The organism is Pseudomonas auratipiscis (assembly GCF_036324085.1).
GTDB classification, from domain to species: Bacteria; Pseudomonadota; Gammaproteobacteria; order Pseudomonadales; family Pseudomonadaceae; genus Aquipseudomonas; species Aquipseudomonas auratipiscis.
In genome coordinates, this window is the sequence record NZ_JAZDCU010000023.1 from 13,507 (window position 1) to 26,000 (window position 12,494).

Annotated in this window: 15 protein-coding genes; 1 reads left to right on the plus strand and 14 read right to left on the minus strand. The window is 59.3% G+C overall.

The genetic code is table 11. The annotated features are described in order from the left end of the window. Positions 1-17 precede the first annotated feature (17 nt). The 11 genes from V0R60_RS23760 to V0R60_RS23810 all read right to left on the minus strand — a co-directional run bounded on the left by V0R60_RS23760 (position 18) and on the right by V0R60_RS23810 (position 8,953). Complete coding sequence (locus V0R60_RS23760) at positions 18-1,004, minus strand: DNA polymerase III subunit delta' (protein ID WP_136475186.1); 987 nt, start codon at positions 1,002-1,004, stop codon at positions 18-20. Next, positions 997-1,629 carry a dTMP kinase gene (gene tmk, locus V0R60_RS23765; RefSeq protein WP_136475185.1) on the minus strand — a complete coding sequence of 211 codons (633 nt, stop codon included), beginning with the start codon at positions 1,627-1,629 and terminating at the stop codon, positions 997-999. The genes V0R60_RS23760 and tmk overlap by 8 nt, the downstream gene beginning before the upstream one ends. 19 nt (positions 1,630-1,648) lie before the next feature. Continuing rightward, entirely contained in the window at positions 1,649-2,791 is a 1,143-nt protein-coding gene (mltG, locus tag V0R60_RS23770) for an endolytic transglycosylase MltG (RefSeq protein WP_330080799.1), read from the minus strand. A 3-nt stretch (positions 2,792-2,794) separates the two neighbouring features. Further along, positions 2,795-3,610: an aminodeoxychorismate lyase gene (gene pabC / locus V0R60_RS23775; RefSeq protein WP_330080800.1), complete on the minus strand. Its 816-nt coding sequence runs from the start codon at positions 3,608-3,610 to the stop codon at positions 2,795-2,797. Then, positions 3,610-4,854: a beta-ketoacyl-ACP synthase II gene (gene fabF, locus V0R60_RS23780; protein ID WP_136475182.1), complete on the minus strand. Its 1,245-nt coding sequence runs from the start codon at positions 4,852-4,854 to the stop codon at positions 3,610-3,612. Before fabF ends, pabC begins: the two co-directional genes overlap by 1 nt. Before the next feature lie 104 nt (positions 4,855-4,958). After that, entirely contained in the window at positions 4,959-5,195 is a 237-nt protein-coding gene (gene acpP, locus V0R60_RS23785; RefSeq protein ID WP_003175607.1) for an acyl carrier protein, read from the minus strand. Positions 5,196-5,390: 195 nt separating this feature from the next. Then, positions 5,391-6,131: a 3-oxoacyl-ACP reductase FabG gene (gene fabG / locus V0R60_RS23790; RefSeq protein ID WP_136475181.1), complete on the minus strand. Its 741-nt coding sequence runs from the start codon at positions 6,129-6,131 to the stop codon at positions 5,391-5,393. Between the two features lie 16 nt (positions 6,132-6,147). Further along, on the minus strand, positions 6,148-7,086 hold the full coding sequence (fabD, locus tag V0R60_RS23795) for an ACP S-malonyltransferase (RefSeq protein ID WP_330080801.1): 939 nt from the start codon (positions 7,084-7,086) through the stop codon (positions 6,148-6,150). Between the two features lie 129 nt (positions 7,087-7,215). Continuing rightward, positions 7,216-8,226 (minus strand): phosphate acyltransferase PlsX, encoded by a 1,011-nt coding sequence (gene plsX, locus V0R60_RS23800; protein WP_330080802.1) that lies wholly within the window; start codon positions 8,224-8,226, stop codon positions 7,216-7,218. 3 nt (positions 8,227-8,229) lie between these two features. Next, positions 8,230-8,412 carry a 50S ribosomal protein L32 gene (gene rpmF / locus V0R60_RS23805; RefSeq protein WP_010223221.1) on the minus strand — a complete coding sequence of 61 codons (183 nt, stop codon included), beginning with the start codon at positions 8,410-8,412 and terminating at the stop codon, positions 8,230-8,232. 13 nt (positions 8,413-8,425) lie between these two features. Beyond that, positions 8,426-8,953, minus strand: a complete 528-nt coding sequence (locus V0R60_RS23810) for a YceD family protein (protein ID WP_136475178.1) — start codon at positions 8,951-8,953, stop codon at positions 8,426-8,428. 95 nt (positions 8,954-9,048) lie between these two features. On the opposite strand from V0R60_RS23810, the gene V0R60_RS23815 reads away from it, so the two are divergent. After that, on the plus strand, positions 9,049-9,627 hold the full coding sequence (locus V0R60_RS23815) for a Maf family protein (protein ID WP_330080803.1): 579 nt from the start codon (positions 9,049-9,051) through the stop codon (positions 9,625-9,627). A gap of 71 nt (positions 9,628-9,698) precedes the next feature. Here V0R60_RS23815 and V0R60_RS23820 read toward each other — a convergent pair whose 3' ends face one another. From V0R60_RS23820 to rluC, 3 genes are read right to left on the minus strand one after another with little or no spacing between them, the layout of a single operon-like run. After that, positions 9,699-10,682, minus strand: coding sequence for a S49 family peptidase (locus tag V0R60_RS23820; RefSeq protein ID WP_330080804.1), 984 nt, complete (start codon positions 10,680-10,682; stop codon positions 9,699-9,701). A 6-nt stretch (positions 10,683-10,688) separates the two neighbouring features. Further along, entirely contained in the window at positions 10,689-11,366 is a 678-nt protein-coding gene (locus tag V0R60_RS23825; protein ID WP_136475175.1) for an HAD family hydrolase, read from the minus strand. Then, positions 11,356-12,312, minus strand: a complete 957-nt coding sequence (gene rluC, locus V0R60_RS23830) for a 23S rRNA pseudouridine(955/2504/2580) synthase RluC (protein WP_330080805.1) — start codon at positions 12,310-12,312, stop codon at positions 11,356-11,358. The genes V0R60_RS23825 and rluC overlap by 11 nt, the downstream gene beginning before the upstream one ends. Between the last annotated feature and the right edge of the window lie 182 nt (positions 12,313-12,494).

Sequence of the window (12,494 nt, forward strand, 5' to 3'; positions counted from 1 at the left end):
TTAAGGGGCCGTGCGACTCAACGCTGGCCGGGCAACATGGCCCAGGACGCCAGTAAAGCCTCAAGCAAAAGCACGCGGTTGAGGTTGGCCTTGGCCAGGACTTTCTGACGCTGGGCAAGGATCCAGTCCTGCATTTCCAGAACCTTGTTCTGGCCACTCTTCTGCGCCAGGTACTGAACCACCTTGCGCATGTCATTCAAGCCTAAACCTTCCTCGTCCTCGGTCAACTGATAGCGCAGAACCAGGTTGGACCAGTCGCAGAACCAGTCGAACAGTTGCAACAACGGAATGCTGCTCCAGGCCTCGGCCAGTTGACTGGGGGACTGTTGCTGCTTGAGCAGCTTCTTCACGCCATCAACCACCAGCGCACGCTGCTCTCGTACACCCTGAGCCTGCAGACTGACCGCCGCCAGGGGCGAACCTGCAGCCAGGCTTAGCAACTCAAGGCGTTCCTGCTCATCGCACTCAGGCAATGCCGTGTTCAGCCACGCCAGACTTTGCCCGGCATCAGGCAACGGGCAGGCCTGCTGCACGCAACGACTCTTGATGGTTGGCAGCAATCGGCTGGGCTGGTGGCTGACCAGGAGCAAAATGGTGCTGCCCGACGGCTCTTCCAGGCTCTTGAGCAAGGCGTTGGCAGCATTGATGTTCATCGCCTCGACCGGCTCGATCAACACCACCTTGCGCCCACCCAACTGCGCGGTCTGAACCACAAAGGACACCAAGTCACGCACCTGATCGACCTTGATGGGCTTGTCAGCCTCCTCCGGCTGCAACACATAGTTGTCCGGGTGGCTGCCGGCTGCGAGCAACAGGCACGATTTGCACTGCCCACATGCCTCCAGGCCGGCGGGTCGCTGACACAGCAACAGCGCCATCAGGCGCTCAGCCAGGGCGCGCTTGCCAATGCCTTGTGGCCCATGCAACAGATAAGCGTGTGCATGCTGGGTTCGCCCAGCCAGTTGCTGCCACAGGGCCTGCTGCCAAGGGTAGGCTTCAGCCACGGCAACGTTCCAGTATCTGCGGCATCAAGGCATCAAGCGCCTGCTGCACCTGAACCAGTGACTGCGCGGCATCAATCAGCTTGTACTGTTGCGGGGTTGCCTGGGCGCGCGCCAGATAGGCCTGACGCACAGCCTCGAAGAAAGCCTGGCCTTCCTGTTCGAAGCGATCCAGACGACCACGGGCCGCCGCCCTGGAGAGACCGATTTCCACCGGCAGATCGAACACCAGGGTCAAGTCGGGCCGCAGTGCACCTTGAACAAAATTCTCAAGCGTGGCGATACGCTCCAGCGACAAGCCACGACCACCGCCCTGGTAGGCGTAGGTCGCATCAGTGAAGCGATCACAGAGCACGATGGCGCCACGCGCCAAGGCCGGACGAATCACTTCTGCCAGATGCTGGGCACGGGCGGCAAACACCAGAAGCAGTTCGGTGTCGGCGTTCATTTTTTCGTCGCTAGGGGCCAGCAGCAATTCGCGAATTCGCTCGGCCAGCGGCGTGCCACCCGGCTCACGGGTCAACACTACATCCAGGCCCTGGGCACGCAGGCGCTCGGCCAGGTATTCGCGGTTGGTGCTTTTGCCTGCCCCTTCGGGACCTTCCAGGGTGATAAACAAGCCGGTCACAGGCAGTCCTTACGATTGATCATTGCGGTGAGGTCTCAGGGGCAGGTGCCGGCGGCTCAGGCTCCGGCTCAGGATTGGCCTCAGTGGGTTCCTGGGTCTTTGGTTCGACCTCAGGCTCGGATTCGATCACAGGTGCCGGGCTGGAACGGTAATCAGCACGACGCTTGATCTGGTACTCGCGAACCGCTGAATTGTGCGCATCCAGGTCGTCAGAGAAAATATGGCTACCATCGCCACGAGCGACAAAGTACAAGCTGGTGCCCGGCGCCGGATTCAATGCAGCATGGATGGCTTCACGCCCGACCATGGCAATCGGCGTCGGCGGCAGACCAGCATTGGTGTAGGTGTTGTATGGCGTCGGCTGGCGCAGATCGGCACGGGTAATCTTGCCATTGTAGCGCTCGCCCATGCCGTAGATTACCGTCGGGTCAGTCTGCAGCAGCATGCCCAGGCGCATGCGGCGCACGAACACCCCGGCTATCTGACCGCGCTCTTGCGGTACGCCAGTTTCCTTCTCTACCAGCGAAGCCATGATCAACGCCTGATAAGGATCACGATAGGGTAAGTCAGCGGCCCGCTCCGCCCACTCCTTGGCCAATACTTCATCGAGACGTGCGTAGGCCTGCTGGAGGAACTCTACGTCGGACATGCCCCGTACAAAACGGTAGGTGTCCGGAAAAAAGCGCCCTTCCGGAAAAACCCCGGGGTGACCGAGCTTATCCATCACCTCGGCATCGCTGAGGCCGTCGAGTGTCTGTTTGATTTTTTCGTGCTTGGCCAGCGCCGAGCGAACCTGGCGGAAATTCCAGCCCTCGACCAAGGTCAGGCTGTACTGCACGACATCGCCACGGCGCCAGACCTCGAACAGGTCGCGCACGGTCATGCCGGGTGTCATACGGTACTCGCCGGTATGCAACGGCACCCCAACCATATTGAAACGCCAGTACAGGCGCAGCCAGAAGGCGTCATCCAGCAGGCCTTGGCTTTCCATGCGGTAGAACATGCGATTGGGGTTGGTACCGGTAGGCACGTCAAGCAGTTGCTCCTGACTGACGTGCAGGGTCTGCTCAAGCGCCGAGTTCACTTTCCAGGCCGAAAACCCCAGGACCAGGCCTGCCAGGATCAATCCGGTCTCCAGCAGCACCAAGAATTTACGTCTCACGAATCAATTATCCAGTAGCGTACGGGCAATGGCCTGCAGTTTACGGGTGAGCGGACCCGGCGACCAGTTCAGCGATACAAATGCACACACAGGCCAGATCCCGTAGACGCTGTTGCAAAGAAACACTTCATCGGCCTGCTCCAGGTCCTGCAGGGTTAAATCGGTAATGCGTACCGGGATCGCAGCCAATGCAGCCTGCTCAAGCAAGGCGGCGCGCATCACTCCCACCACGCCACAACGGCTCAGATCAGGCGTCAGCAGTTCACCGTTACGGACCAGGAAAAGATTGCTGTAGACCCCTTCCACCAACCGCCCCGACGTATCGCGCATCAAGCCTTCGGCGTACTCGGCACCTTGCCACTCGGCACGTGCCAGCACCTGCTCGAGGCGATTGAGATGCTTGAGGCCGGCCAAAAGCGGTTGCTCTGCAAGACGAGTGGTGCAGGCAAACAGCCGAACACCCTGTTCGGCATGCTGGGCAGGGTATGCGGGTAACGGACTACCCTGAAGGATGCGTCGTGGTTGCGCCCCCACAGCAGACGCGTAGCCGCGCTGGCTGTCACCCCGAACGAGCATGAATTTGAGCACGCCATCACCGAGCAAGCTGGCATAGCGGCTCAACTCTTCGCGAATCAGCGCGTGATCGGCGCTGATTGCCAGGCGCTGGCAACCCAGCGCGAGACGTTGAAGATGATGGTCGAGCAACGATGGCCGCCCGGCCCTGACGGCAATGGTCTCGAACAGACCATCGCCGTAGGCCAACGCACGACTTTGCAGATTGACTGCATCTGCCGGCAGACCATCGATCCAGCTGTGCATCAATCGGCGAACCGGCGGAACACCAGCGAGCCATTGGTACCGCCAAAACCGAAGGAGTTGGACAGCACGATATCGATCGGCATGTTGCGCGCCTCGTGCGGCACGAAATCCAGATCACAACCGGCGTCCGGCTCATCGAGGTTGATCGTCGGCGGCGCCACCTGTCCATTGATAGACAGCACACTGAAAATTGCCTCTACCGCACCGGCCGCGCCCAGCAGGTGGCCAGTCATTGACTTGGTCGAGCTGACGGCCAACTTGTAGGCATGATCGCCAAACACTGTCTTGAGTGCCGACGACTCAGCCAGGTCACCGGCTGGCGTGGAGGTACCATGAGCGTTGACGTAGTTCACCTGATCAGGGTTCAGGCCGGCATCTCGCAGAGCGTTGACCATGCAACGCGCCGCACCGCTGCCATCTTCTGGCGGTGAAGTCATGTGATAGGCGTCACCACTCATGCCAAAACCAACCAGCTCGGCATAGATGGTTGCCCCACGCGCCTTGGCGTGCTCAAGCTCTTCAAGCACCAGAGCACCAGCACCGTCGGCGAGGACAAAACCATCCCGGCCCTTGTCCCACGGACGGCTTGCGCGCGTCGGGTCGTCATTGCGGGTCGACAGCGCACGCGAGGCACCAAAGCCGCCCATGCCCAGACCGCAGGCCGCCATTTCCGCGCCGCCGGCAATCATCACGTCGGCTTCACCGAAAGCGATGTTGCGCGCCGCCATACCGATACAGTGGGTACCCGTGGTGCAGGCCGTTGAAATGGCGTAGTTAGGTCCCTGTACACCCAGGTGGATCGACAGGAAACCGGAAATCATGTTGATGATCGAACCCGGCACGAAGAACGGCGAAATGCGCCGAGGGCCTTGCTCGTGCAGAGTCCGGCTGGTTTCTTCGATATTGGTCAGGCCACCGATACCTGAGCCCATGGCTACGCCAATGCGCTCACGGTTGGCGTCGGTCACTTCCAGGCCGGCGTTGCGCACTGCCTGAAAACCGGCTGCCAGGCCGTACTGTATGAACAGATCGAGCTTGCGGGCTTCCTTGACCGACAGGTACTGCTCAACCTCGAAGCCCTTTACCGAGCCGCCAAAACGGGTGGAGTAGGCAGTCAGGTCCGTATGTTCAATCAGACCTATGCCACTGCGGCCAGCCAGAATGCCCTGCCAACTGCTCGGCACATCCGTGCCCAGTGGCGACAGCATACCCATACCGGTGACCACGACGCGTCTACGCGACACAGCACTCTCCTTATTCAATTGACTTCATCTCTTGTAAAGAAAAAACCGCACGCCGGCGAAGGCAGTGCGGTTTTTCCATGACAAGAAGCGACGACTACAACGTCTTAAGCCTGGTGGCTGGTGACGTAGTCGATAGCAGCTTGAACAGTAGTGATCTTCTCAGCTTCTTCGTCAGGGATTTCGGTCTCGAATTCCTCTTCCAGAGCCATCACCAGCTCAACGGTGTCAAGGGAATCGGCACCCAGATCTTCAACGAAGGAAGCGGTGTTCACAACTTCTTCTTCTTTAACGCCCAGTTGCTCGGCGACGATTTTCTTGACGCGTTCTTCGATGGTGCTCATACCTTGTTTTCACTCCTAATGGACATATGTCAGGCGGCTGGCCGGTGTGTAAGTGTATAGAAAGACGTCCGCTTTTCAAGCGCAACACGCCTCGCCAGACCACACCTGCCAACCGACTAGAATCTGGTTGCAGCTTTATAACGGATTTTAGACAGCTCGTATGACATTTTTTTGAAGCAATCCGTCACATTAGATTTACATGTACATGCCGCCGTTGACCGGAATGGTCGCGCCAGTCACGTAGCCTGCGCCTTCAGAGGCCAGGAAAGCCACCACATTGGCGATCTCCTGAGCCTGGCCCAGACGCCCCAGGGGAATCTGAGTCTGCAGTGCTTCGCGCTGAGCTTCTGGAAGTTCGCGGGTCATGTCGGTATCAATGAAACCGGGAGTCACCGAGTTCACAGTAATCGAGCGCGAGCCCACTTCACGGGCCAGCGCACGGCTGAAACCTTCCAGGCCAGCCTTGGCTGCCGCATAGTTTACCTGCCCGGCGTTGCCCATGGCACCCACTACCGAACCGATGCTGATGATACGACCCCAGCGCGCCTTGGTCATGCCACGCAGGACGCCCTTGGACAGACGGTAGAGACTGTTGAGGTTGGTGTCGATGACATCGAACCACTCGTCGTCCTTCATGCGCATCATCAGGTTGTCGCGGGTGATACCGGCGTTGTTGACCAAAATGGCCGGCGCACCGAACTGCTCCTGGATCTTGGCCAGGGTAGCGGTGACAGACTCGTCGCTGGTCACGTTCAATTCCAGGCCGGTACCGTTGATGCCGTGCTCCTTGAGGGTCGCAGCGATGCGCTCGGCGCCCGATGCGGAGGTGGCAGTACCGATTACGGTAGCGCCAAGACGGCCCAGTTCCAGGGCGATAGCCTGGCCAATACCACGGCTGGCGCCGGTAACCAGGGCAACTTTACCTTGCAGGCTCATGCAAGCTTCTCCTAAATCAGGCCAGCGCCGCGCGGGTGGCGGCGACAGCATCCGGGGTGTTGAGGTTGTAGGTGGTCACGCCGTCGGCGCAACGCTTGTTCAGGCCAGCCAGGACCTTGCCTGGGCCGCACTCGACTAGCTGTACCGCACCGTTGGCGGCCAAGGTCTGCACACACTCGACCCAACGCACCGGCTTGTACAGCTGCTCCAGCAGGTCACGCTTGAGCGTATCGAGATCGGCAGCTACGGCGGCGCTAACGTTCTGTACAACAGGAATTTGCGCGACCTGCCAGTCAATGGCATTGACGCTCTCGGCGAAACGCTCGGCTGCCGGGCGCATCAGCTCGCAGTGCGATGGAACGCTCACCGGCAATGGCAGTGCACGCTTGGCGCCCTTGGCCTTGCACGCTTCCATGGCGCGTTCGACTGCTGCCTTGGCCCCGGCAATTACCACCTGCCCCGGCGAGTTGAAGTTGACTGCGCTGACCACTTCGCCCTGAGCCGCTTCGGCACAAATGGCGACGACGTCAGCGTCGTCCAGGCCGAGAATCGCAGCCATGGCACCCTGCCCGGCCGGAACGGCCTCCTGCATGAGCTCGCCACGGCGCTTGACCAGCTTCACGGCGTCGCCAAGGCTCAGGCTGCCAGCAGCAACTAGAGCGCTGTACTCGCCCAGGCTGTGGCCGGAAACGAAAGCAGGGCGCGCACCACCTTCGGCCAACCACAAGCGCCACAGCGCAATGGAAGCAGTAAGGATGGCCGGCTGGGTTTTGTCGGTTTGGTTGAGTTGCTCTTCCGGACCGTTCTGGGTCAGTGCCCAGAGGTCATAGCCCAGAGCCTCGGAGGCCTCGCGGAAGGTATCAATGACCAGCGGATACTGGGCACCCAGCTCGGCAAGCATACCGAGGGACTGCGAACCTTGACCGGGAAAGACGAATGCGAGGGATGCAGACATTGAACAAGCCCCTAATGATCTTGTCGTCGGAAATTAAGCGCCCAGCAATCGACTGAGCGCAAGAAACTGAAAACTTGGATGGTAACGAAGACCAAGCGGTCACATTTAACCACTTCCCAAGCCATATGCCTAAAGCAACAAGTCTTCCAAACGGCCATGCAGACGCTGCGGAAGGTTCTCCTGAATCTCGATCAAAGCACGTTGGATAGCACTCTGAAAGCCCTGCACACCTGCAGAACCATGACTCTTGATAACGATCCCCTGCAGCCCTAGAAAGCTTGCGCCATTATGTCGCGCCGGCGCCAGATCGGCCTGCAGACGCTTGAGCAGCGGCATTGCCACAGCACCAGCAAGACGCGCGCCGATACCGCCCTTGAACAAGGCCTCGATGCGCGAGGCGATCATCGTCGCCAGACCTTCACTGGATTTGAGCAGGATGTTACCAACGAACCCGTCGCAGACCACCACATCCGCTTCGCCGCGATACAGGCCATCACCTTCGACAAAGCCTATGTAGTTAAGCCCGCGGGCATTCTGCAGCATGCTGGCGGCGAGCTTGACTTGCTGATTACCCTTGATGTCTTCGGTGCCGACATTGAGCAACGCCACGCGTGGCCGGGAAATACCCAAAGCCTGCGCAGCCACGGAGCCCATGACAGCGAACTGAAAAAGATTGTCTGCACTGCAGTCGACATTGGCACCCAGATCGAGCAACTGACAGTAGCCCGCCTGCGTAGGGATGGCCGCGACCATGGCCGGGCGATCAATACCCGGCAGGGTCTTGAGCACGTAACGCGACAGCGCCATCAGCGCACCCGTGTTACCCGCACTGACGCAGGCCTGAACCTTGCCATCACGCAATAATTCCAACGCCACACGCATGGACGAATCAGGTTTTCCGCGCAACGCCTGGGACGGCCGCTCGTCCATGCCGATCACTTCGCTAGCTGCAACAATTTGCAGGCGCGCGCGATCCGCTGCCGACTGGCCAGCTATGAGATCTTCAAGGAGAGAGGGTTGACCGACAAGGGTCAGGTGTAACGAGGGCGTAGCCGATAGACAAGCAATACTTGCCTGAACAATGCTGCGGGGACCGAAGTCCCCGCCCATTGCGTCAATCGCGATGATCTGAGCGGACAAGGATTACTCGTCAGCGCCCTTGTCGATCACTTTACGACCACGGTATACGCCTTCTGGCGATACGTGGTGACGCAGGTGTACTTCACCAGTGGTTTTCTCTACGGACAGAGCGTTTTCCGAGAGAGCATCGTGCGAACGACGCATGTCACGGGCAGAGCGGGATTTTTTGTTCTGCTGAACAGCCATAATTGATTAACTCCTAAACGTTTGGGTCACGCTTTAACTGCGCCAATACACTGAACGGGTTGGACCGTGTTACCTCGTCCTTGCTCGGTTCGGGCTCATCGGCGCCCGCCGGCTGCTGGCATTCTTCCGGATGATGAGCAGGCACGATGGGCAAGGCAAGCAAAAGCTCTTCCTCGACCAAGGCCTGCAGATCCAAAGGATCTTCGCCCAGTTCCAGCACGTCATAACCTTTCGGCAACGACTGGGTATTCGCACCCTCCTTCACCACAGCGTAAGTACTTTCGCTGTGGATCGGCAGGGTGACCAGCTCAAGACAACGCTGGCAAACCATTTTGACCTCGACGCTCAGTTCGGTGTGGATAACCACAGCCTTCTGCTCGTCTCGCTCAAAATCGAATTTAGCCTGCACCGTACCGACATTGTCGGAAAGCGGGTCGCAGAGTCTCTCCAAATCGGCGAGCTGCAGCGTTCCTTCGAGAGAAACACCACGATCGGCCAATTTGCGCGGGTCAACGTGAGGTGGAATCGGGTCATTCAACATAGGCGCAGCATTCTAGGGATGCCCCCCGCCCCTGTCAAAGGAAATTCGGTTCCGTTCAGCATGTTAGAATCGTTTCACCTGCCCAGGAGTTTACCATGCTGCCTTTATTACTGGCTTCCAGCTCACCGTACCGGCGTGAATTGCTTGAACGCTTGCGCCTCCCTTTCAGCTGGGCGTCCCCTGATATCGACGAACAGCGCCTGCCCGACGAGCCCGCCGCAGACCTAGTGAAGCGCCTGGCCCGGGAAAAAGCCATGGCCCTTGCCACCCGCCATCCCGACCACCTGATCATCGGCTCCGACCAGGTTGCCGTGCTCGGCGAACAAATACTTGGTAAGCCACACACCTTCGAGCGGGCCTGCGAGCAATTACTGGCCGCCAGCGGTAACCATGTCACCTTTCTTACCGGCCTGGCGCTTCTCAACAGCAAGACCGGCGACTGCCAGGTCGACTGCATCCCCTTCACCGTCAATATGCGCGAACTGGACCTGGCCCGCATCGAGCGCTATTTGCGCGCCGAAGAGCCCTACGACTGCGCTGGCAGCTTCAAGGCCGAGGGCTTGGGCGTCAGTCTGTTCCAGAGCACCCATGGCGTAGACGCCACCAGCCTGGTGGGCCTGCCACTGATCCGTCTGGTAGACATGCTGTTGAGCGAAGGCGCCTGCCTCCCCTGACTCGCTGCATGTCGTACAAGTCGCACAATGTAAAAAGCCGGCACCAAGGCCGGCTTTTCACTCAATGCGCCTCAGCGCAACGATGGCCCCTGAAAGCCCATCCACATTGCCAGGCGCTCGGCAATGCTGGTGCCCAGGCGCTTGGAGAAACGGTCGAAGGGTGACTCTTCAACCGTGAAGTCGACCAACTCCTTTTCACCCACCACCTCACGCGCCACGTAACTGGCACTCCCCAGCCCATCAACCAGCCCCAGCGCCACGGCTTGCTCGCCAGACCAGATCAGGCCACTGAACAGCTCAGGGTGTTCCTTGTCCTTCAAGCGCTCACCACGGCCCTGCTTGACGCTGGCGATGAACTGCTTGTGCGTGGTTTCCAGCACGCCCTGCCAGAACGCGGTTTCTTCGGGCTTTTGCGGCTGGAACGGATCAAGGAACGCCTTGTGTTCACCCGCCGTATAAGTGCGCCGTTCGACACCGAGTTTCTCCATGGTACCGACAAAACCGTAACCGGCCGCAGTAACACCAATGGAACCGACCAGACTGGCCTTGTCGGCGTAGATCTGATCTGCAGCGCTGGCAATGTAATACGCGCCGGAAGCCCCCAGATCACTGATCACCGCATACAGCTTGATATCCGGATACTCAGCACGCAGACGACGAATTTCGTCATAGATGTAGCCCGACTGCACAGGACTGCCGCCTGGACTATTGATACTCAGAATGACCGCCTTGGTCTTCGCGTCCTTGAAGGCTTCGCGCAAGCCACCAACGATATTGTCGGCACTGGCAGGCTCCTGATCGGCAATCACGCCGCGCACCTCAACCACCGCAGTGTGATTGACGCTGCGTGAAGCGGCTTTGTCCATGCTCGTCAGCGGGCTGAACAAGGCCAGAATGCCAAACAGGTAGGCAAAGGTCAGCAACTTGAAAAAGATGCCCCAGCGCCGCGCCCGGCGCTGCTCCTGCACACCCGCCAGAAGGGTTTTTTCCAACAGCTTCCAGCTTTTCTGCTCTTCGCCGCTTTCGGCGCTTGGCGCCTTCCATTCGTCAGCCATGCTCACCTACCTTGGAATTGCTGCCGCAGGCGACCGGCTCAGCCAGGCCTGCAAATGTGAAAAATGATCAATACAGACCTGCGGCCCGAATGCGCCCAGCGCTTGCGGCGACATGGCGCCATAGCCAACGGCCACCGAATGCATGCCGGCGTTGCTCGCCATCAACAAATCGAAGGCCGAATCGCCAACCATCAGCGCACGACCTGGCTCGACCTGGCAATGCAGCAGTATTTCCTCGAGCATCTGTGGATGAGGCTTGCCACGGGTCTCATCGGCAGCGCGGGTGATATCGAAATAATCCTGCCAACCATTGGCCCGCAACACCCGATCCAACCCGCGTCGAGCCTTGCCCGTCGCTACCGCCAGACGGTAGCCCTGGAGACGAAATGACTCCAACGATTCCACCACACCCTCGAACAGGGGCGACGGCTGCTGATCAAGAGTCATGTAGACATCAGCATAGTGCTGCCGAAACACCGCCACCTGATCGTCACTCAAGTGCGGATACAAGGTGCTGATGGCTTCAGGCAGCGCCAGGCCGATAATGCCCTTGACGGCGTCATCAGCGCAGACTGCATGTCCGGCACGCCCGGCAGCCACATGCATTGCCTCGACGATACGCCCGATTGAATCAGCCAGGGTGCCGTCCCAATCGAAGATCAGCAGATCGTAATCACGCCGCACTCAAGCGCTCCACAGTCTTGGACCACATTTCATCAACCGGCGCCTCGAGCTTGAGCTCACCACCGTCAGGCAGTGGCACGGTCAGCGCATAGGCATGCAGAAACAGGCGCTTGCCACCCAGGTCGCGGATTTCTCGACTGAAGTCTTCATCACCATATTTGCTGTCACCGGCAATGCAATGACCGGCATGCAGGGCATGAACGCGGATCTGGTGGGTGCGCCCGGTGATCGGGCGCGCCTCGACAATGGTGGCGAATTCACCGAAACGACGCAGGACGCGGAACAGCGTGAGCGCCTCCTTGCCCTCGTCATTGACCTCGACCATGCGCTCGCCGGAACGCAGGTTGCTCTTGAGCAAGGGCGCATTAACTTGTTTCTTCGCCGTGGCCCAATGGCCGCGGACCAGGGCCATGTAGCGCTTATCGACGCCATCACCGCGCAACGCCACATGCAAGTGGCGCAACATGCTGCGTTTCTTGGCGATCATCAGCAGACCCGAGGTGTCGCGATCCAGACGATGGACCAGCTCCAGCTCCTTGGCATCTGGGCGCATCTGACGAAAGGCTTCGATCACACCAAAATTGAGGCCGCTACCGCCGTGCACGGCGATACCTGCGGGTTTGTTCAATACGATCAAGGCCTTGTCTTCGTAGACAATCGCTGCCTCCAGGCGCTGAAGCAAGCCCTGGGCCACCGGTACAGGCTCATCGCGCTCAGGCAGACGAACGGGCGGTACGCGCACGATATCGCCAGCCTGCAACTTGTACTCAGGCTTGATCCGCCCCTTGTTCACACGCACTTCGCCTTTACGCAAAATACGGTAAATCAAGGTCTTGGGCACACCTTTGAGCGCAGTGATGAGGAAGTTATCGATTCGTTGCCCGGCAAGTTCCGGGGCGACCTCGATCAGCTGGACGCCGGAGGTCGGAGGGGTGTTAGTCGTCATTTGCCAATCATAACAATTTTTTATGGATTTGAAGCACTTAATGATTGCTGCTATAGTCGCGAACGCCGCCAAAAGCGGCTGGCCAGCGGACTCACGGCTTTTAGCCGGCCCTGACCGACGCAAAATCTCGAGGACGCGAGGCCGTCCGACGGGGCTTTTGCCAGTTTACAGAGTTGCCTGGA

Bases quoted from the DNA above. Each gene is read 5' to 3' on its own strand.
- pabC (WP_330080800.1), bottom strand. From the start codon at position 3,610: ATGCACAGCTGGATCGATGGTCTGCCGGCAGATGCAGTCAATCTGCAA.
- acpP (WP_003175607.1), bottom strand. From the start codon at position 5,195: ATGAGCACCATCGAAGAACGCGTCAAGAAAATCGTCGCCGAGCAACTG.
- fabG (WP_136475181.1), bottom strand. From the start codon at position 6,131: ATGAGCCTGCAAGGTAAAGTTGCCCTGGTTACCGGCGCCAGCCGTGGT.
- fabD (WP_330080801.1), bottom strand. From the start codon at position 7,086: ATGTCTGCATCCCTCGCATTCGTCTTTCCCGGTCAAGGTTCGCAGTCC.
- rpmF (WP_010223221.1), bottom strand. From the start codon at position 8,412: ATGGCTGTTCAGCAGAACAAAAAATCCCGCTCTGCCCGTGACATGCGT.
- V0R60_RS23810 (WP_136475178.1), bottom strand. From the start codon at position 8,953: ATGTTGAATGACCCGATTCCACCTCACGTTGACCCGCGCAAATTGGCC.
- V0R60_RS23815 (WP_330080803.1), top strand. From the start codon at position 9,049: ATGCTGCCTTTATTACTGGCTTCCAGCTCACCGTACCGGCGTGAATTG.
- V0R60_RS23820 (WP_330080804.1), bottom strand. From the start codon at position 10,682: ATGGCTGACGAATGGAAGGCGCCAAGCGCCGAAAGCGGCGAAGAGCAG.
- rluC (WP_330080805.1), bottom strand. From the start codon at position 12,312: ATGACGACTAACACCCCTCCGACCTCCGGCGTCCAGCTGATCGAGGTC.